The 18,758-nt window shown below is 62.2% G+C and carries 17 protein-coding genes; 11 read left to right on the forward strand and 6 right to left on the reverse strand.

What is annotated here, in order from left to right:
* The first annotated feature begins 88 nt into the window (after positions 1-88).
* Complete coding sequence (locus AC3WRD_RS14520; RefSeq protein ID WP_096821044.1) at positions 89-940, forward strand: urea carboxylase-associated family protein; 852 nt, start codon at positions 89-91, stop codon at positions 938-940.
* Between the two features lie 46 nt (positions 941-986).
* Here AC3WRD_RS14520 and AC3WRD_RS14525 read toward each other — a convergent pair whose 3' ends face one another.
* Both AC3WRD_RS14525 and eat read right to left on the reverse strand, forming a co-directional pair.
* Positions 987-1,154 (reverse strand): DUF2897 family protein, encoded by a 168-nt coding sequence (locus tag AC3WRD_RS14525; RefSeq protein WP_102620460.1) that lies wholly within the window; start codon positions 1,152-1,154, stop codon positions 987-989.
* Positions 1,155-1,284: 130 nt separating this feature from the next.
* Entirely contained in the window at positions 1,285-2,649 is a 1,365-nt protein-coding gene (eat, locus tag AC3WRD_RS14530) for an ethanolamine permease (RefSeq protein WP_102620459.1), read from the reverse strand.
* A gap of 303 nt (positions 2,650-2,952) precedes the next feature.
* Here eat and kdpF point away from each other — a divergent pair, with 303 nt between their 5' ends.
* Genes kdpF through AC3WRD_RS14560 form a run of 6 tightly spaced genes read left to right on the forward strand, consistent with a single transcriptional unit; the run spans position 2,953 to position 10,852 of the window.
* Complete coding sequence (gene kdpF, locus AC3WRD_RS14535; protein ID WP_007899818.1) at positions 2,953-3,042, forward strand: K(+)-transporting ATPase subunit F; 90 nt, start codon at positions 2,953-2,955, stop codon at positions 3,040-3,042.
* Between the two features lie 8 nt (positions 3,043-3,050).
* On the forward strand, positions 3,051-4,745 hold the full coding sequence (gene kdpA, locus AC3WRD_RS14540) for a potassium-transporting ATPase subunit KdpA (protein ID WP_102620458.1): 1,695 nt from the start codon (positions 3,051-3,053) through the stop codon (positions 4,743-4,745).
* A gap of 10 nt (positions 4,746-4,755) precedes the next feature.
* Positions 4,756-6,822 (forward strand): potassium-transporting ATPase subunit KdpB, encoded by a 2,067-nt coding sequence (gene kdpB / locus AC3WRD_RS14545; RefSeq protein ID WP_096821048.1) that lies wholly within the window; start codon positions 4,756-4,758, stop codon positions 6,820-6,822.
* 57 nt (positions 6,823-6,879) lie between these two features.
* Positions 6,880-7,425 (forward strand): potassium-transporting ATPase subunit KdpC, encoded by a 546-nt coding sequence (kdpC, locus tag AC3WRD_RS14550; protein ID WP_096821049.1) that lies wholly within the window; start codon positions 6,880-6,882, stop codon positions 7,423-7,425.
* 28 nt (positions 7,426-7,453) lie between these two features.
* Positions 7,454-10,105 (forward strand): DUF4118 domain-containing protein, encoded by a 2,652-nt coding sequence (locus tag AC3WRD_RS14555; protein ID WP_102620457.1) that lies wholly within the window; start codon positions 7,454-7,456, stop codon positions 10,103-10,105.
* Positions 10,106-10,153: 48 nt separating this feature from the next.
* On the forward strand, positions 10,154-10,852 hold the full coding sequence (locus AC3WRD_RS14560) for a response regulator (RefSeq protein WP_102620456.1): 699 nt from the start codon (positions 10,154-10,156) through the stop codon (positions 10,850-10,852).
* Here the strand turns inward: AC3WRD_RS14560 and AC3WRD_RS14565 are convergent.
* Positions 10,849-11,886 (reverse strand): patatin-like phospholipase family protein, encoded by a 1,038-nt coding sequence (locus AC3WRD_RS14565; protein ID WP_096821052.1) that lies wholly within the window; start codon positions 11,884-11,886, stop codon positions 10,849-10,851. The two genes, AC3WRD_RS14560 and AC3WRD_RS14565, sit on opposite strands and share 4 nt — an antisense overlap.
* Positions 11,887-12,103: 217 nt before the next feature.
* Between AC3WRD_RS14565 and AC3WRD_RS14570 the strand changes: the two genes are divergently transcribed.
* The 3 genes from AC3WRD_RS14570 (at position 12,104) to AC3WRD_RS14580 (ending at position 14,142) form a co-directional block, all read left to right on the forward strand.
* Positions 12,104-12,382 carry a hypothetical protein gene (locus tag AC3WRD_RS14570; RefSeq protein WP_096821053.1) on the forward strand — a complete coding sequence of 93 codons (279 nt, stop codon included), beginning with the start codon at positions 12,104-12,106 and terminating at the stop codon, positions 12,380-12,382.
* Positions 12,383-12,459: 77 nt separating this feature from the next.
* Positions 12,460-13,227, forward strand: a complete 768-nt coding sequence (locus AC3WRD_RS14575) for a CHAD domain-containing protein (RefSeq protein ID WP_102620455.1) — start codon at positions 12,460-12,462, stop codon at positions 13,225-13,227.
* A gap of 120 nt (positions 13,228-13,347) precedes the next feature.
* Positions 13,348-14,142, forward strand: a complete 795-nt coding sequence (locus AC3WRD_RS14580) for an acyl-CoA thioesterase (RefSeq protein ID WP_102620454.1) — start codon at positions 13,348-13,350, stop codon at positions 14,140-14,142.
* 1 nt (position 14,143) lies between these two features.
* Here the strand turns inward: AC3WRD_RS14580 and AC3WRD_RS14585 are convergent, their stop codons facing one another.
* From AC3WRD_RS14585 to AC3WRD_RS14595, 3 genes are all read right to left on the reverse strand, one after another.
* Positions 14,144-14,509 carry an Mpo1-like protein gene (locus tag AC3WRD_RS14585; RefSeq protein ID WP_085730565.1) on the reverse strand — a complete coding sequence of 122 codons (366 nt, stop codon included), beginning with the start codon at positions 14,507-14,509 and terminating at the stop codon, positions 14,144-14,146.
* Positions 14,510-14,628: 119 nt separating this feature from the next.
* Positions 14,629-16,107, reverse strand: coding sequence for a methyl-accepting chemotaxis protein (locus AC3WRD_RS14590; RefSeq protein ID WP_096821056.1), 1,479 nt, complete (start codon positions 16,105-16,107; stop codon positions 14,629-14,631).
* A 121-nt stretch (positions 16,108-16,228) separates the two neighbouring features.
* Positions 16,229-17,035, reverse strand: coding sequence for a TatD family hydrolase (locus AC3WRD_RS14595; RefSeq protein ID WP_102620453.1), 807 nt, complete (start codon positions 17,033-17,035; stop codon positions 16,229-16,231).
* 236 nt (positions 17,036-17,271) lie between these two features.
* Here AC3WRD_RS14595 and AC3WRD_RS14600 point away from each other — a divergent pair, with 236 nt between their 5' ends.
* Complete coding sequence (locus tag AC3WRD_RS14600) at positions 17,272-18,693, forward strand: MltF family protein (RefSeq protein ID WP_096821058.1); 1,422 nt, start codon at positions 17,272-17,274, stop codon at positions 18,691-18,693.
* The last annotated feature ends 65 nt before the right edge of the window (positions 18,694-18,758 follow it).

Below are 18,758 nucleotides of genomic sequence, written 5' to 3' on the forward strand. Positions count from 1 at the left end.
TCCAACATGTTCGTAACAGCCATTAACGGTTGGCACGGATAGTGGTTGCAGCTCACGAAGTTGCCATCATCGAAGGAGCAGGAGAACCATGTACAAAGACTATCCGGCCGCCTATCAAGTCAGTAAGGGCTCGGCCTTGCAGGTCAATGCGCCGTTTTATGAGCGGATTCGCGACCAGAAGGCCGCGCGGACCCTGATCGAGCAATTCGAAGTGCCGATCCGCACCGGCCGCGCCTGGCACGTTCCCGCGGGGCATGTGTTTCGTGTCACCACACCGGTGGGGCCGCAGGTGGGCGACTTCAATGTGTGGAATGCCCACGACCCGCGCGAACGGATGTGGGCGGCCCGGACCCGGCAACTGCAGGGCGCCCATGTCAGCACCCACGATCGCCTCTGGTCGAACCTGCCTTTTCTGCGGCCAATGGTCACCATCACCGATGACAGCCTGGCCGGTTATGGCATCGACGAGCACGGCGGGCGCCTGCACGATTTGCTCGGTACGCGCTGCGATCCCTATGTGAACAAAATGCTCACCGGCGAAGACTTTCATCATCACTGCCACTCCAACCTGACCCGCGCCGTGCTACCGCACGGTCTGACCGAGTTCGACGTGCATGACGTGCTCAATATCTTCCAGTGCACGGGCCTTAACCACGATGACCTGTACTTCATGAAAGCCTGTCCGGCGCAGAAGGGTGACTATCTGGAGTTTTTTGCGGAAATCGACTTGCTGTGTGCGTTATCGACCTGTCCTGGCGGTGATCTGTCGCTGGCGATGTGGGGGCCGGATGCGCAGGATCCGTTGAGTGTGTGCCGTCCGCTGGGTGTGGAAATCTATCGCCTGGAGGATTCGCTGCTCGAAGGCTGGAGCCAGCCAGAACGTGCGGCGTACAAAGGCCTGCATGGCTTGCACATTGCCAAGGCTGACTGGGAAAAGTAACCGCAATAGAAAAACAAACCCCGCCGATTCAGGCGGGGTTTTTCGTTCAGCGGTCCTGCGCGTCCTTGACGTCCGCTTCGGCATTGCGTTGCGCGACGCGTTGACGTTGTTCCTCGGTCAGTTCGACCTTGTTGGCGGTGTCACGCAGCATCATCAGACCCCCCACGATCGAGCCGATTGCAACGACCAGAATCAACCAGGCATACCAGGGCATAGCGGCTCTCCTTAATGGCAGGTCGCCGGGCGAGGATTTCGCCGGGCGATGCTGCTTACCACGTTTGAGCGATGGAAAATCGCAGTGGTTCCATTCTAGGCCGGTTATGCCCGGTACACCCGCACAGCTTCTATTGACCGGTCAGCATCGCATCGGCCGGCGCGTTCGCGCGCAACTGGCCAGTGAGCAGGAAATAGCCGAATCCGACCGCCATGAAACCGAGGAAGATCAGCCCGATCAGTGCGTTGAACCAGGCCATCGCCACCAGGCACACCACCGCCAGCACCAGCGCGATGAACGGGATCAGCGGGTAGCACGGCGCACGGAAAGTCCGCTCCAGATTCGGTTCGGTTTTGCGCAGCTTGAACAGACTGAGCATGCTCATGATGTACATCACGATGGCGCCGAACACGGCCATGGTGATCATTGCGGCGGTGAGGGTCATGCCGCCGAGGTTGATCAGACCGTCGCTGTAAATGGCGGCAATGCCGATGATTCCGCCGGCGATGATCGCCCGGTGCGGCGTCTGGAAACGCGACAGCTTCGCCAGCGAGGCAGGCAGGTAACCGGCGCGGGCGAGGGCGAAAAACTGCCGCGAGTAACCAAGAATGATCCCGTGGAAACTCGCCACCAGACCGAACAGGCCGATCCACACCAGCATGTGCAACCAGCCGGAATTGTCGCCGACCACTGCTTTCATCGCCTGTGGCAACGGGTCGTTGATGTTCGACAGGGTGCGCCAGTCGCCGACGCCGCCAGCAAAGAACATCACGCCCATCGCCAGCAGCACCAGGGTCAGAATGCCGCTGATGTAGGCCTTGGGAATCGTGCGTTTCGGATCCTTGGCTTCTTCGGCGGCCATGGCCGCGCCTTCGATGGCAAGGAAGAACCAGATCGCAAACGGAATCGCCGCGAACATCCCGGCAATTGCCGGTGCGCCGAAAACGTCCGAGCCGGCCCAGCCATTGAGCGCGAAGTTGCTGAAGCTGAAGGCCGGTGCAACCACGCCCATGAACACCAGCAACTCGGCGACGGCCAGCACGCAGACGATCAACTCGAAGGTCGCTGCCAGTTTCACACCGAGGATGTTCAGTCCCATGAAGACGATGTACGCGCCGACCGCCGCGTGTTTCGGATCGAGGGCCGGAAACTGCACGTTCAGATAGGCACCGATTGCCAACGCAATCGCGGGCGGGGCGAAGACGAATTCGATCAGCGTCGCCAGGCCTGCGATCAATCCGCCTTTTTCACCGAACGCCCGGCGACTGTAGGCGAACGGCCCGCCCGCGTGAGGAATCGCCGTGGTCAGTTCGGTGAAGCTGAAAATGAAGCAGGTGTACATGGTCGCGACCATGAATGACGTCACCAGAAAGCCCAGTGTTCCCGCAACGCCCCAGCCGTAACTCCAGCCGAAGTACTCCCCGGAAATCACCAGCCCCACCGCGATACCCCACAGATGCAACGTGCCCAGCGTGGGTTTGAGTTGTGTGTTCATGCCTTTGCTCCCTGAACGGTTTGGAAAGCTCGGGGGAGGGCGTGTGCAGTGGGCGTGCCATTTTGTATTGGCGGGTCGTAATGCGTTGAAAGCTGTCGTATCGGGGATGTTCGCCACTCGATAGCGCACATTTCTGTGCGCCAGTCAGGTGCACCACCCACCGGATACCGTCGTAAAGAAGGCATAAACCCACTCTTTACGCTTTCTTTATGCCCCGCACGCACCCTCGGTCTCGTTCCTTTACAGCCTCCTTTCCGACAATGCCTCCACACGCGGCAATACGCCGTAACACGGAGATCTTCCATGAGCGTTCTGGACGGGGTGTCCCTGCTGCTGGCAGTGGGGCTGTTCATTTATCTGTTGGTTGCGCTGTTGCGCGCGGACCGGAACTAGGAGCGGCTATGCACAGTTATGACTATTGGCAGATCCTCGCGTTTTTCGCGTTGGTGTTGCTGCCGGCGCCGTTCCTCGGGCGCTTCTACTACAAGGTAATGGAAGGTCAGCGCACCTGGCTGACGCCGATTCTCGGCCCGGTCGAGCGCGGCTGTTATCGCGTGGCCGGGGTCAATCCGCAGGACGAACAGAGCTGGCAGAAGTACACGCTGGCGCTGCTGGCGTTCAACCTGGCGGGTTTCCTGCTGCTGTTCGCGATCCTGTTGTTCCAGGATCACTTGCCGCTGAACCCGCAAAACCTGCCGGGCCAGGAGTGGACGCAAGCGTTCAACACCGCCGTCAGTTTCATGACCAACACCAACTGGCAGTCCTACAGCGGTGAAGCGACCCTCAGCTACCTGAGCCAGATGGTCGGCCTCACCGTGCAGAACTTCGTCAGCGCCGCCACCGGCCTCGCGGTACTGGTTGCGTTGTGCCGTGGCATCGGTCGCAAGTCCACCAAGACCCTCGGTAACTTCTGGGTCGACATGACTCGCGCCACTCTCTACGGCCTGCTGCCGCTGTGCCTGCTGCTGGCGCTGTACCTGGTGTGGCAGGGCGTGCCACAGACCTTCGCGCAATATGTGAATGCGGTGACGATGCAAGGCGTCGATCAAGTGATCCCGCTCGGCCCGGCGGCCAGCCAGATTGCAATCAAGCAACTGGGCACCAATGGCGGTGGTTTCTTCGGCGTCAACTCGGCGCATCCGTTCGAGAACCCGACCGCGTGGAGCAACCTGTTTGAAGTCACCTCGATCATCCTGATCCCGGTCGCGCTGGTGTTCACCTTCGGCCATTACGTGAAGGACCTGCGTCAGAGCCGCGCCATCATCGGTTGCATGCTCGCGCTGTTCCTGATCGGCGGCGCCACTTCGCTGTGGGCCGAGTATCAGCCGAACCCTGCGCTGAACAACGTGGCCGTCGAACAGACCGCGCCGCTGGAAGGCAAGGAATCGCGCTTCGGCACCACCGCCACCGTGCTGTGGTCGGTGACCACCACCGCGGCCTCGAACGGTTCGGTCAACGGCATGCATGACAGCCTCAACCCGCTCAGCGGCATGGTGGCGCTGGTCAACATGATGGTCGGCGAGGTGATCTTCGGCGGTGTCGGTGCCGGGCTCTACGGCATGTTGCTGAACGTGCTGATCGCGGTATTCCTCGCCGGCCTGATGATCGGCCGCACCCCGGAATACCTCGGCAAGAAACTCCAGGCCCGCGAAGTGCAATTGCTGGTCGTTACCTTGCTGGTGATGCCGGTCGGCGTGCTGGTGCTGGGCGCGATTGCCGCTGCACTGCCTGGCCCGGCGGCGACCATCAGCAACCCTGGCCCCCATGGTTTCAGCCAGTTGCTTTACGCCTACACCTCGGCCAGCGCCAACAACGGTTCGGCGTTCGGTGGCCTGAGTGCCAACACACCGTTCCATAACCTGATGCTGGGTCTGGGCATGTTGATCGGTCGCTTCGGTTACATCCTCCCGGTACTGGCCCTGGCCGGCAGCCTGGCGATGAAGAAAACCGCACCGATCGGCCAGAACAGCTTCCCGACCCACGGCCCGCTGTTCGTGACCCTGTTGACCGTGACCATTTTGCTGGTGGGCGGCCTGACCTTCTTGCCGACCCTGGCGCTCGGCCCGATTGCCGAACACCTGAGCATGGGCTTCTAAGGAATCCATCATGAATATGCATGTTCCAGCTTCAAAACCTGCGGTAGCTGCCAAGTCGGCAGAAGCGCCCAAAACCGCGATCAGCGCCCTGTGGCGTCCGGCGCTGGTGCAAGCGTTCGTCAAGCTCGACCCGCGCCAACTGGTGCGCTCGCCAGTGATGCTGGTGGTCGAACTGACGGCGATCTTCACTACCGTGTTGTGCTTCATTCCGGACAACGTCGTGCCGACCTTCGTCGCGGCGCAAATTGCCCTGTGGCTGTGGTTCACCGTGCTGTTCGCCAACTTCGCCGAAGCGCTGGCCGAAGGTCGTGGCAAGGCCCGCGCCGACAGCCTCAAGGCTGGCAGCGAAGGCCTGAGCGCCCGTCGCAAACTGGCCAACGGCAGCTTCCAGGTAGTGCCGGCCGCCAGCCTGCGCAAGGGCGATGTGGTGCGCGTCGAGGCCGGGGAAATGATCCCCGGTGACGGCGAGGTCATCGAAGGCATCGCGGCGGTCAACGAAGCCGCGATTACCGGTGAATCGGCGCCAGTGATCCGCGAGTCCGGTGGCGACCGTTCCGCCGTCACCGGCAACACGCGTCTGGTGTCTGACTGGCTGATGGTGAAAATCACCGCTAACCCTGGTGAGTCGACTCTGGATCGCATGATCGCGCTGGTTGAAGGCGCCAAACGCCAGAAGACCCCGAACGAAGTGGCGCTGGACATCCTGCTGATCGGCCTGACCCTGATCTTCCTGCTGGTGGTCGTGACCCTGCAACCGTTCGCCCACTTTGCCAATGGCAGCCTGCCGCTGGTGTTCCTGGTGGCGCTGTTGGTCACGCTGATTCCGACCACCATCGGCGGTCTGCTGTCGGCGATCGGTATCGCCGGGATGGATCGTCTGGTGCGCCTGAACGTGATTGCCAAGTCTGGTCGTGCAGTGGAAGCGGCGGGTGACGTGCACGTGTTGCTGCTGGACAAGACCGGCACCATCACCTTCGGCAACCGTCGTTGCAGCGCGGTGTATGCCGCTCCCGGCGTAAGCGGCCGCGAGTTGGCCGAAGGCGCGCTGTTCGCATCGCTTGCCGATGAAACCGCCGAAGGCAAGTCCATCGTCGAGTACCTGCGTGGCCTGCATCCGCAAGCGGAACCTGCGCTGGAGGTATTGACCGCCGTGCCGTTCAGCGCGGAAACCCGCTTGTCCGGTGTCGACTATCAGGGCCGCGTATTCCGCAAAGGTGCAGTGGATTCGTTGCTGGGGTTCATCGGTCAACAACGTTCGGATCTGGCCCCGAGCCTGTCCCGTGAAATCGACAAGATCGCCCAGAGCGGCGGCACGCCGTTGCTGGTCTGCGCTGATGGCAAACTGCTCGGTGCGATTCATCTGAAAGACGTGGTCAAGCCGGGTATCCGCGAGCGTTTCGCCGAGCTGCGCAAACTGGGGATTCGCACGGTGATGGTCACCGGCGACAACCCGCTGACCGCTGCCGCGATTGCCGCTGAAGCAGGCGTCGACGACGTGCTGGCCGAAGCGACACCGGAGAAAAAACTGGCGCGCATCCGTCACGAGCAGAACGACGGTCGCCTGGTCGCCATGTGCGGTGACGGCGCCAACGATGCCCCGGCGCTGGCCCAGGCTGACGTCGGCATGGCGATGAACGACGGCACTCAGGCGGCGCGCGAAGCGGCCAACATGGTCGACCTCGACAGCGATCCGACCAAACTGCTGGACGTGGTGCAGATCGGCAAGGAATTGCTGGTGACCCGTGGTGCGCTGACGACTTTTTCCATCGCCAACGACGTGGCCAAGTACTTCGCGATCCTGCCGGCGCTGTTCGCTGCGATCTACCCGCAACTGGGCGTGCTGAACATCATGCACCTGAGCAGTCCGCAGAGCGCGATCCTGTCGGCCATCGTCTTTAACGCCCTGATCATCGTCGTGCTGATTCCGCTGGCCCTGCGCGGCGTGCGGGTGCAGGCCGCGAGTGCGGCGGCGCTGTTGCGACGCAACCTGCTGATCTATGGCCTGGGCGGGATTCTGGTGCCGTTCGTGGGGATCAAGGCGATCGACATGCTGTTGACGGCGTTGCATCTGGTTTGAACCTGAACAGCGGTGTGCCGGGCACACCGCTTCAAGCACGAATTCGAGGAGTCTGAAATGTCCACAATGATCCGTCCGGCCCTGAGCCTGCTGGTGCTGATGACCCTGGTCACCGGCGTTGCCTATCCGCTGGTGGTCACCGGAGTCGCGCAAGTCGCATTCCCCGAGCAGGCCAACGGCAGCCTGGTGCATGACGCGGAAGGCAAGGTGCGCGGCTCGTCCCTGATCGCTCAGGACTTTGTCGGCGATGCCTGGTTCCATCCACGTCCTTCGGCCGGTGCCTTTGCCACCGTTTCGAGCAGCGCGAGTAACCTGGCGCCGAGCAATCCGGCGTTGGCCACCCGGGTGATCGATGACGCCAACAAGTTGCAGGTGCCCGGTCAGGGCCCGGTGCCATTGGCGCTGTTGACCACGTCCGGCAGCGGTCTCGATCCGCACTTGCCACCGGCCGCGATTGCCTATCAACTGGCGCGTGTTGCGGCAGCGCGCAATGTGCCGGTGGCGACTCTGCAGCAGTTGCTGGACGCACACATCGAACAGCCGCTGGTGGGCCCGCCGGTGGTGAATGTGCTGGCGCTGAACATGGCGCTGGAAAAGCTGTAATGAATCAATCAGGAAGAGACCTTCAAGCATGAGTGACTCCGGCCGCGCCGATGCGCTGTTAGCAGACCTGCCCCGCGACGGCCGTGGCCGGCTCAAGGTTTTTCTCGGCGCCGCGCCGGGCGTGGGCAAGACCTACGCGATGTTGCAGGCGGCTCACAGCCAGTTGCGTCAGGGCGTGAAAGTCATCGCCGGCGTGGTCGAAACCCACGGCCGCGCCGAAACCGAAGCGCTGCTCGGCGGCTTGCCGCAACTGCCGCTTGTGCGTTCGGAATACCGCGGCGTGACGCTGGAGGAAATGGACCTCGACGGCCTGCTCGCAGCAAAACCGAAACTGGTGCTGGTCGATGAACTGGCCCACAGCAACGCCCCCGGCAGCCGTCACGCCAAACGCTGGCAGGACATTCAGGAATTGCTCGCCGCCGGCATCGACGTCTACACCACGGTCAACGTCCAGCACCTGGAAAGCCTCAACGATCAGGTGCGCGGCATCACCGGTGTGCAGGTGCGCGAAACCCTGCCGGACTGGGTGTTGCAGGAAGCCTACGAACTGCTGCTGATCGACCTGCCGCCTCGGGAGCTGCTCGAGCGCTTGCGCGAGGGCAAGGTCTACGTGCCGGAGCAGGCACGCGCCGCCATCGATGCGTTTTTCACCCAGACCAACCTCACCGCACTGCGTGAACTGGCGATGCAGACCGCCGCGGCGCAGGTCGATAACGATCTTGCCCAGGGCTATCGCCAGCTCGGCCAGGCTGCGCCGGCGGTGCGCGGACGTTTGCTGGTCGGGGTCGACGGCAATGCCGATGCCGAACGGCTGGTGCGTCATGCCAGTCGGGTCGCCCAGCGTCGGCATTTGCCGTGGAGTCTGGTGCACGTCGATAACGGCAGCGTGCGCGATGAACAAACACGCCTGCGCCTGCAAAGCGCCCAGCAACTGGCCGAGCGGCTTGGCGGCGAAGTGGTGTTGTTGCGGGCCGGCGAAGTGGCGAAGACCTTGATCCAGCACGCCACCGAGCGCCGGGCAAGTCTGGTGCTGGTCGGCCAGTCGCGGCCGAGCCTGCGCCGGCGCTTGTTCGGCGGTGGTCTGGCCGCGCGTTTGTTGCGTCAGTCCCACGGTCTGGAAATCAACGTGCTGGACAGCGATCACAAACAACATTCGGCACGCCTGCGGACGGCGCCCGCTCTGGTGTGGTTCGACTACGCACTGGCGCTGGTGGCCACGGTGTTGGCCAGTGCGCTGGCGTGGGCGGTGTCCAGCGTATTGCCGTTGCCGAACATCTCGCTGGTGTTCCTTGCCGCGGTATTGCTGGTGGCGGTGCGCAGCAGCCTGGGGCCGTCGCTGGCCTGTGCGGCACTGTCGTTTCTGACTTATGACTTTCTGTTCATCCCGCCGAATTTTTCCTTCGCTATCCAGCGCGAAGAAGACGTACTGACCTTGCTGTTCTTCCTGCTGATGGCGGCGCTCACCGGTAACCTGGCGGCGCGTCAGCGTCGGCAATTGCAGGCGTTGCGCGATACCCAGGAAGAGACCACCGAGCTGCTCGACCTGTCGCGCAAACTCACTGCCGCCACCGATCGTCAGGCCGTGGTCAGCGCCGCCGCCCAGCACCTCAATGGCTGGAGCGATCTGCAATTGTGCCTGCTCAATCGTGATGGCCAGGGCGGCTGGAAAGTCGAGACCGGCGGGCCGTTGCAATTCACCGAAGCGGAACGCGCCGCCGCCGACTGGGCCTGGCAACACGATCAACCGGCGGGCATGGGCACCGGCACCTTGCCGTTCGGTCGCTGGTGGTGGTGGCCGCTGTCGGTGGAGGACGGGCCGCTGGCGCTGCTCGGTGTGTGTGCCAAAGAAGGCCAGACATTGAGTGGGCAACGCCGCCGCTTGTTGACCGCGCTGAGCCAGCCGCTGGCCCAGGCATTGGCCCGGGCGCAACTGGCCGATGACCTGGAAGCCGCACGTCTGCACGGCGAAACCGAACAATTGCGCAGTGCCTTGCTGGCCTCGGTGTCACACGATCTGCGCACGCCGCTGACGTCGATGCGCGGCAGTATCGACAGCCTGCTGGCCCTCGGCGAAGCGATCCCGCTGGAGGATCGCCGCGAGTTGCTCGAAGGCACTCGCGATGAAGCCGAGCGTCTCGACCGTTACATTCAGAACCTGCTGGACATGACCCGCCTCGGGCACGGCGCCCTGAAACTGGCGCGGGACTGGGTATCGCCGGCGGACATCGTCGGCAGTGCGCTCAATCGCCTGCGGGCGGTGCTGTCATCGTTGCAAGTGAGCACCGATGTACCGGCCGAGTTGCCGCTGCTGTTCGTGCATGCCGCGTTGATCGAACAGGCGCTGGTCAACGTGCTGGAAAACGCCGCGCGGTTTTCGCCGCCCCACGGCCGTCTGCAATTGCGTGCCGGGGCGGATGACAGCGAAGTGTTTTTCTCGGTCAGCGATGAAGGGCCGGGGATTCCGGTCGATGAACGAGCGAAGATTTTCGACATGTTCTACACCGCCGCCCGGGGGGATCGTGGCGGGCAGGGAACCGGCCTGGGGCTGGCGATCTGTCAGGGCATGGTCGGCGCCCATGGCGGGCGGATCAGTGTCGGCGACGGTATCGACGGACACGGCACCTGCATCACCCTGCACCTGCCTTTGCAGGCGCAACCGGGGATGGACGGTGAAGCCTGATCCGCGCTGCGCTACTCTCTTGCCACTCTTTTGTGTTGATGTGAACTCATGACTCAGACCGCGACCATTTTGGTCATCGATGATGAACCGCAGATCCGCAAGTTCCTGCGCATCAGCCTCGTTTCCCAAGGCTACAAAGTGCTGGAGGCCGGCACCGGTGCCGAAGGCCTGGCTCAGGCTGCGCTGAACAAACCTGACCTGTTGGTGCTCGACCTCGGCCTGCCGGACATGGACGGCCAACAAGTTTTGCGCGAGTTTCGCGAATGGGCCACGGCGCCGGTGCTGGTGCTCTCGGTGCGTGCCAGCGAAGGGCAGAAGGTCCAGGCGCTGGATGGCGGCGCCAATGATTACGTGACCAAACCCTTCGGCATTCAGGAGTTTCTCGCCCGGGTCCGCGCGTTGTTGCGCCAGGCGCCGGCCGGAGAAGCGCAGCAAGCGGCGTTGGTGTTTGGCCCGCTGACGGTGGACCTGGCCTATCGCCGGGTGCTGCTCGACGGCGTCGAAGTCGCCCTGACCCGCAAGGAATACGCCGTGCTGGCGCAACTGGCGCGGCATCCGGGACGGGTGATCACCCAGCAGCAATTGCTCAAGGACATCTGGGGCCCGACCCACACCGAGGACAGTCACTATCTGCGGATCGTGGTCGGGCATCTGCGGCAGAAACTGGCGGACGATCCGACCCGGCCACGATTCATCGTGACCGAGGCCGGCGTTGGTTATCGGTTGTTGAACGAGAACAGCCTTTAGTTCTGTTCACTCTCGTAGCGGTCGAGGGTGTCCCGGGCGATCTCGCGACCCAGTGCGATCAACTCCGGCGCCTTGTAGAACTCGAAGAACCGGCACACCCGCTTCGGCACGTTGATCAGGATGTCCGGCGGATACCCGGCGATCTTGTACTGCGCCAGCGAGGTCTGCATCACCTCGAAACTCTGGTTGATCAAGTCCAGCAATGACGCCGGCCCGACGTTATCGATGATGAACGAACCGGTGGCGGATTTCGGGGCGCCGTCGCGTTCGGGGGCGGCGGCCGGTTGCTGGGTTTCAGGCTCCGCGCCTTCGACCCACGGATTGATTTCCGCCGCTTCGGCGCGCAGCGCTTCCTGTTCCAGCAACAGCAATTGCTCGGCCTGTTTGCGGCGGAACGGCATCTTCGATCCCAGCGAACTGATCAGGCTGTCGAAGCGTGTGCGAAACGCCGCGGGACGCTGTATCACCGGCAATTTGTAATGACGCTGGTTGGTCGAGTTGAGATTGACCGCGATGATCAGATCGCAGTGGCTCGACACCACCGGCACGATCGGCAGCGGGTTGAGAATCCCGCCATCCACCAGCATCCGGTTGCCTTGCATGACGGGCGTGAACAGGCTGGGAATCGCCGCCGAGGCACGCATCGCCTGATGCAGGCAACCTTCCTGAAACCAGATTTCCTGTTGATTGGTGAGGTCGGCGGCCACCGCCGTGTAGGGGATGCGCAGGTCTTCGATGTTGATCTCGCCGACGATCTTGCGGATCTGGCCGAAGACCTTTTCGCCACGGATCGCGCCGAGGCGAAAGCTCACGTCCACCAGCCGCAGCACGTCGAGATAATCCAGGCTTTCGATCCAGTTGCGGTACTCGTCGAGTTTGCCGGCGGCATAGATCCCGCCGACCACGGCGCCCATCGAACAACCGGCAATACAGGCGATGTCGTAACCACGCCGTTCAATCTCTTCGATGACCCCGATATGGGCATAGCCCCGGGCGCCACCGGAGCCCAGCACCAGTGCGACACGCTTTTTCATCAGACTTCCTCCCGACAGGTTTCCACAATGCACCCATCGAGGGCCGGGCTACAATCGTCACGGTCGCTCGGGGTGGCAGTGGCGTCGTTATTTCGATACTTCATGACCCGCTGGCGTTATCTTTCGCAGTGCGGTGGATTCACGGGGCACAAGGCACTTTTTCGCCGCCGAACCGTCTTAACTGCACGACTGTTGACCTATCTTTGAGGTGTAAGTGATGAAAGCCTGGATCTGTGTGCCCTTGATTGCCCTGGCATTGGCCGGTTGCGCTGGCAAGACCGCCTACCGCGACAGCTGCGGCAGCCAGCTCGACGCGGCGTGGCATGAACTGGATCTGGCCAAGGCCGAAGGTTTCGCCGGCACGGTCAGCTACTCCAAAGCCCTGTCGTTGCTGACAGCGGCCAAGACTCAGCAGCAATTCGAGGGATTCGAGGGTTGCAGCAGAAAAGCCGAGAAGGCGCGTTTCTACATTCGCGAATCCCGCGCCGGGCGCTAAGCTGCTGACGTAGCGCAAGTGCAGGTGCCTTGCGCAGGTGCACACTCATGCAGCGTCATTGAATTCAGGAGCAAGTAATGTCTGCGTTGGTTGACCGGTTGGTGGCTCATGTCCTGAGCCTGGAAGTCAGGCTGCTGGCCTGTCAGGCACGTTTGACCGCTCGGACCGACCCTGAGGCGCTGCATGATCTGCGAACCACCGTGCGCCGCTTGCGCAGCCTGTTGCGGCCGTTGCGCGGTTTGCCCGGTGTCGAGCAACTGGAAGTCGCGGCGGCCGGCGTCGGGCAACTGACCACGCCATGGCGCGACCGCGAGGTGCTGGCGGCGTACCTGCTCGAACATGGTCAACCTGAGGCCGCGCAGCGGCGCATGGCGCAGATGGCCGAGGCTTATCCGGCATTGGCGGCGAGTGCGGAAGTGGCTTCGCTGCTGATGATCCTCGACGCGTTTCCGCGTTTTCTGCGGGCGTCCCAGCGTCAGGGATTGCTCAATGACCTGGACAAACGCATCGAAAAACGCCTGGGCAAACAATGGAAGAACCTCGACGTGGCGCTGCACGATCCGGCCCACGACCGTCATCGCCTGCGCCTGCTGATCAAGCGTGTGCGTTACGGCATCGAAGCCTATCCCGAACTCGATCGCTTGCCGAAACCCGCGTTGGAGCGTCTGAAGTCCGCACAGGGCGCGCTGGGTGACTGGCACGATTGCTGGCAATGGCTGGCGAAGGCCGAACAGGAGGCGGATCTGCAACCCTGCGTCGCCACCTGGCAGGCAACCATGATCAAGGCCGAAAGCAAGGCTGACCGGGTGCTGGAAAAGCTCAGCGCCGCCTGCTTCAAGTCCTGAAACCCTCTTCAGCTCGGCGCGCTGTCTTATCTGTCAGTCTCTTTGACCGGAATGGACGCTGCGCCGCTCTGCCGCGCTGGTTAAGATCCGGTCATTCCCTTTTTCGTGTCCGAGGTTCCCATGCGCTTTTGCGATCTGATCGATGCTGTCCGTCGTCAACCGGAGGTCACCATTCCGGCCGAGTGGGGCCAGGGCCGGGCCAGTTTTGGCGGATTGGTTGCCGCGCTGCAATTTGAAGTGATGCGCACCAAGGTACCCACCGATCGGCCGGTGCGTTCGCTGGCCATCAGTTTTGTCGGCCCGGTCGAGCCCGAGGTGCCGGTGAGCTTCGAGGTCGAGGTGCTGCGCGAAGGCAAAGCGGTCATTCAAGTGCTGGGACGCGCCGTGCAGAACGGCCAGGTGGTGACGATGGTGCAAGGCAGCTTCGGTGCTTCGCGCCCCTCGGAAGTGGCGGTTGAAGCCTATCCGGCGCCCGAGATGAAGCATTGGGACGAGTGCCAGGAGTTGCCGTACATCAAAGGTGTGACCCCGGAGTTCATGCGCCATCTGGCGATGCGCTGGAGTGTCGGCGGTATGCCGTTCACTGGTAATCAGTCGCGGCTGATGGGCGGTTGGGTGCGCTTGCGTGGGGATGTGAAGGAAGAACCGGTCAACGAAGCGCATCTGCTGGCGCTGGTCGATGCCTGGCCGCCCGCGCTGTTGCCGTACCTGAAGAAACCGGCACCGGGCAGCACGCTGACCTGGACCATCGAATTCGTTCAGCCATTACACGACTTGAGCACGCTGGACTGGTGCCAATATCTGGCGGACATCGAGTATGCCGCCGACGGCTACGGCCACGTTGCTGCCAAGCTGTGGAGCGCCCAGGGTGAGCTGATCGCCATGAGCCGGCAAACGGTGACAATCTTCGCCTGACTCAATGACGGCGATGGCGTTCACGCCAGGCGCGATACCAGCCGCCACTGAGAAAGAACCGCGGGAAGGTCAGAAACTGCTCGACCAGCAGGCGCGATACTGCGTCCTTGCGATCACTGAACGGCTCGGAGGCTTGCGCCTCCAGGCTGTGGCCGTGGCGCTGCAGACCCAGCGCCGCGACGATCCCGATCACGCCAATCGCCACGCTCGCCAGACTCAGGCTGAACACGCCCGAGACGATCAACAGAAACGCAACGATGAACAGCGGCACGGCGATCAGGTGCAACACCAGATTGGTCGGGTGCTGATGATTGGCCGGGTATGCGCGCCATTGCCACGCGGGAAGGTTGGGGTGACGTTTGCCCATGTTGTTGCTCCTCAATCCATGTTCGATTCATGGTTGAAGAATAGGCCCGGGCGGGCAGGGCGGCGAATCAAGGTTGGCTATTGCAGTGATAGGGACAATGGCCATTCTTGATGTTGTCCCTAGAGCTTCAACTGACCGATCGCCTTGTTCAATTCCCCGGCCAGCGTCGCCAGCTCGTTACTGGTGGTCGCCGAATCCACGGTCTGCTGCACCGTGTTCTCGGTCACATCACGAATGCTCACTACGGCGCGGTTCATCTCTTCGGCTACCTGACTCTGCTGTTCTGCCGCTACCGCAATCTGCGTGTTGCTCTCGCGCATCTGCGCCACCGCCCCGGTGATCTCCGCCAGCGCTTCTCCTGCCTCTTGCGCTTGCTGCACGCAGTCGTCGGCCTTGTAGGAACTCTCCTGCATGAAGTCCACCGCATCGCGAGTGCCGGCCTGCAGCGCCGACACCATGGTGGTGATTTCATCGGTGGAGGTCTGCACGCGCTTGGCGAGGTTACGCACCTCATCGGCGACCACTGCAAACCCGCGGCCCATTTCCCCGGCGCGGGCCGCTTCGATGGCGGCATTGAGGGCCAGCAGATTGGTCTGTTCGGCGATGCTGTGGATCACGCTGACCACGCCGTTGATCTTCTGGCTGTCCTCAGCCAGACGCTGGATCATTTCGGCGGTCTGCTGCACGCCGCTGGACAGGCCGGCAATCGAATGCTGAACGCGGGTCACCACTTGCTGACCGCTGCCGGCGAGACCATCGGCGGTCTGCGACAGGTCGCGAGTGGCGCCGGCGTGCTGGGCGATGTGGTAGACGGTGGCGGTCATTTCATTGATCGCTGTGGCAGCCTGATCGGTTTCACTCTGCTGGCCGAGCATGCCATGGCGCACCTCGTTCATGCTCGATGCCAGCCGCGCAGCACCGACGTCCAGTTGCCGCGCGGTGTTGGCCACGGTGGTGACCACCCGCTGGTAGCCGGCCTGCATCGCGTTGAAGGCATTGGCCATCTGACCGACTTCGTCCTTGCAGGCCAACGGCACCCGGGCTGAAAGATCGCCGGTTTTTTCCACGTGCAGCATCACGTCCTTGAGCGTGTTGAGCTGGCTGAGCAGGAAGCGGATCAGCAACTGTGAAGCGCCGAGCATCGCCAGCATCAAAATGAACACTGCCACCGCATAGTTGGCGAAACGCTCACTGAATACCTGGCTCAGGCTTGGTGCGAAAGCAATGACGGCGACCTGGCCATCGGCGCGGCTAAACACCTCGGCGCCGAGCAACGGGTTTTCGCCGAACAGAGGCAAGTGGCTGATGTCGACCCAGCCGTTGCTGTCAGTGATTTCCAGCAGCGGTTGATCGTTTAGGCGCGGCGCTTCACCGCGTTTGAAGGTCAGCACCTGATCGCTCTTGGGCAGTGCCTGACCTGCGGGCCAGGCCTTGAGCAATTGCGCTTGTGCCTGCGCCGAGGCCTGAGCGGCATGGCTGCGGGCCTGCTGTTCGAGCTGCACCGCGTACAAGACCAACAACAGGGTGGTGACGAAGGCGACCGCATTGACCGCCCAGAATTTGTATTTCAGCGAGATATTGCTAAGCCAGGCACCCATGGAGGTCTTCTCTGATAGCGGAAACAGTTTTGGCAAGGTGCCATTATTGTGCCGCTACGCAGGTGTCCGGATCTTGATGTGCATCAACAAGTGATGCATTCGCCGCGCTTGTAGAAGTGTTTCAGGGCAGGGCAGGTAAACCGTAGAACGCCCGGGCGCAGGCGGTGGTGTGGGTCGCGAGGTCTTCCTCGCTTTCACCTCGATGCAGCGCCACTTCACGCAACACTTCGGTCAGATACGCCGGCTCGTTTCGTCCGTTCTTCGGTTTTGGCCGTAGTGTGCGCGGCAACAGGTAAGGCGCATCGCTTTCCAGCATCAACCGACCCCGCTTGATCTCTTTCACCAACGGATGCAAATGGGTGCCGCGACGCTCGTCACAGATCCAGCCGGTGATGCCGATGTGCAGGTCGAGGTCGAGGTAACTGAACAGCGCTTTCTGCTCGCCAGTGAAGCAATGCACCACGGCGGCAGGCAACTGATCACGAAAATCACGGAGGATTTCCAGCAGGCGCTGGCTCGCATCGCGCTCATGGAGGAACACCGGCAATTGCAGTTCCACGGCCAGGGCCAGATGTTCTTCGAGGACTTTTTCCTGCTGCGGGCGCGGCGAGAAATCACGGTTGAAATCCAGCCCGCATTCACCCACCGCCACCACGTTCGATTCCTTCAGCAGACTGCGCAGACGCCGTGCGCTGTCGGCGTTCCAGTCACTGGCCGAATGCGGGTGAATACCGGCGGTGGCGAACAGTCGCTGCCCGTCCGGATCCAGTTGCTGGCACAGTTCCAGCGCCTGTTCGCTGCCCTCGATGCTGGTGCCGGTGAGCACCAGTTGGCAGACCCCGGCAGCGTAGGCGCGGTCGAGCACGGCCTGGTGTTTGTCGGCGAAACTGGGGTTGGTCAGGTTGACGCCGATATCGATGAGTTGCATGGTGCTACCTCGGGCCGAAGGCCGGAAAGCATATCAGAGCGGTAGATTTAAAAGAAAAGCCAAGAACTACAACGGCTTATGGCTGTCTGTTGAGGCCGCGAGACAGGATGGGGTGACAGAGTTGCCATCACTGTGCCAGTCTCTCGCACTTTGTCAGCGCTTCAGGCGCTCTGTTTTCGTCGGTGTTTTGCGACCGCTCAGCGGTGAAAACACCCCGTATTCTTTCCGGAGAGTGGATGGTTCGTCCCTCGGTTTTGCTACTGCTGTGTGGTTCGTTGCTGCTGCCGATGACGGCGGTCGCGCGCCTGCCCGGGCCGCTGCAAGCCGTGCCGGCCACCAAGGTCCGCGACCTGACCGAAATCCGCAACAGCCGCGTGCTGCGGGTGCTGGTCAACCAGAGCCGCAACAGCTCCGGCGAAGTTCAGGGCCAGACCATCGGCGTCGAATATCACCGTTTGCGCGCCTTCGAGCAGTACCTCAATGGCCACGCCCGCGACGGCCAGGAAATTACCCTCAAGATCATTCCCAAAGCCAAGGATCAATTGCTCGGCGCGTTGCAGCGTGGCGAAGGCGATCTGGTAGCGCCGGGCGAGCTGCTCGATCTGCAACCGGGTCACGCGGTCGCCAGCAGCGAGCCGATCGCCAGCAACGTGCCGCTGGTGCTGGTCGGCATCAAGGGTGAGAAGCGCTACACCAAGGTCGAGCAACTCGCCGGCAAAACCCTGGCGCTGCCCACTGGCAGTGCGGCGGGGGAGGCGGTCAGCCAGCTCAACCAGAAACTGGCGCTGCACAAACTGGCGCCGATCAAGATCGAATGGGTCGATCCTACGTTGGCCGTCGAGGACGTGCTGGAAATGGTCCAGGGCGGGATCTTCCACCTGACCATCGTCGAGCAACCGATTGCCGAGCGCTGGGGGAAAATTCTGCCCAAACTGCGCTTCGACCGGCAGTTGATGATCAGCGAGCCGGGCGAGGAGTACTGGTTCGTGCGGCGCGATGCCGCGATGCTGCGAGCGAGCATCGACCGCTTCCTGACCGGTTACAAGACGCCGTCGAACGAAGATGCAGCGTTTCTGCGGATCTACCGCCGCCTCTATCAAGTGCACTATCCATTGGCCAAGGCTGACCGCCAGCGCCTGGAAAAACTGCGTCCGACCCTGCAAAAACATGCCGAAGCGCAGAACATGGACTGGCTTAACCTGGCAGCGCTGGCGTTCAAGGAATCGGCACTGCAACCCAGTGCACGCGGCGGCGGAGGCCCTACCGGGCTGATGCAGATCACCCCGTCCGCGGCGCAACGGGTCGGCGTCAACAACATCCAGAATCTCGATGCGAATGTGCAGGCCGGGGCCAAGTACCTGGCGATGATCCGTCGCAAGTTCTTCAACAGCCCCAAGCTCAACGAGCGCGAGCGCATGGCGTTCACCCTGGCTGCCTACAACATCGGCCCGGAGCGTGTGCAGGGCATGCGCGCCGAGGCCCGACGCCGTGGGCTGAACCCGAACCAGTGGTTCTTTCAGGTCGAGCGCATCGCGATGGAGCAGGTGGGCATGGGCGCCGTCAGCTATGTTAATAGCGTGAACAAGTATTACTTGGCGTTCGACCGGGAGCGGGAGTCGTTGGAGCCCCGGGGACAGAAAGTTGTCTCACGCAAATGATCTAATAAATTGATTGTTATGGCGGAATATTTGCGCTTTTAACATAAATTTAACTGATTAATATG

This window comes from Pseudomonas sp. FW215-R2, assembly GCF_058789255.1.

Bases quoted from the DNA above. Each gene is read 5' to 3' on its own strand.
- AC3WRD_RS14520 (WP_096821044.1), top strand. From the start codon at position 89: ATGTACAAAGACTATCCGGCCGCCTATCAAGTCAGTAAGGGCTCGGCC.
- AC3WRD_RS14525 (WP_102620460.1), bottom strand. From the start codon at position 1,154: ATGCCCTGGTATGCCTGGTTGATTCTGGTCGTTGCAATCGGCTCGATC.
- eat (WP_102620459.1), bottom strand. From the start codon at position 2,649: ATGAACACACAACTCAAACCCACGCTGGGCACGTTGCATCTGTGGGGT.
- kdpF (WP_007899818.1), top strand. From the start codon at position 2,953: ATGAGCGTTCTGGACGGGGTGTCCCTGCTGCTGGCAGTGGGGCTGTTC.
- kdpA (WP_102620458.1), top strand. From the start codon at position 3,051: ATGCACAGTTATGACTATTGGCAGATCCTCGCGTTTTTCGCGTTGGTG.
- kdpB (WP_096821048.1), top strand. From the start codon at position 4,756: ATGAATATGCATGTTCCAGCTTCAAAACCTGCGGTAGCTGCCAAGTCG.
- kdpC (WP_096821049.1), top strand. From the start codon at position 6,880: ATGTCCACAATGATCCGTCCGGCCCTGAGCCTGCTGGTGCTGATGACC.
- AC3WRD_RS14555 (WP_102620457.1), top strand. From the start codon at position 7,454: ATGAGTGACTCCGGCCGCGCCGATGCGCTGTTAGCAGACCTGCCCCGC.
- AC3WRD_RS14560 (WP_102620456.1), top strand. From the start codon at position 10,154: ATGACTCAGACCGCGACCATTTTGGTCATCGATGATGAACCGCAGATC.
- AC3WRD_RS14565 (WP_096821052.1), bottom strand. From the start codon at position 11,886: ATGAAAAAGCGTGTCGCACTGGTGCTGGGCTCCGGTGGCGCCCGGGGC.
- AC3WRD_RS14570 (WP_096821053.1), top strand. From the start codon at position 12,104: ATGAAAGCCTGGATCTGTGTGCCCTTGATTGCCCTGGCATTGGCCGGT.
- AC3WRD_RS14575 (WP_102620455.1), top strand. From the start codon at position 12,460: ATGTCTGCGTTGGTTGACCGGTTGGTGGCTCATGTCCTGAGCCTGGAA.
- AC3WRD_RS14580 (WP_102620454.1), top strand. From the start codon at position 13,348: ATGCGCTTTTGCGATCTGATCGATGCTGTCCGTCGTCAACCGGAGGTC.
- AC3WRD_RS14585 (WP_085730565.1), bottom strand. From the start codon at position 14,509: ATGGGCAAACGTCACCCCAACCTTCCCGCGTGGCAATGGCGCGCATAC.
- AC3WRD_RS14590 (WP_096821056.1), bottom strand. From the start codon at position 16,107: ATGGGTGCCTGGCTTAGCAATATCTCGCTGAAATACAAATTCTGGGCG.
- AC3WRD_RS14595 (WP_102620453.1), bottom strand. From the start codon at position 17,035: ATGCAACTCATCGATATCGGCGTCAACCTGACCAACCCCAGTTTCGCC.
- AC3WRD_RS14600 (WP_096821058.1), top strand. From the start codon at position 17,272: ATGGTTCGTCCCTCGGTTTTGCTACTGCTGTGTGGTTCGTTGCTGCTG.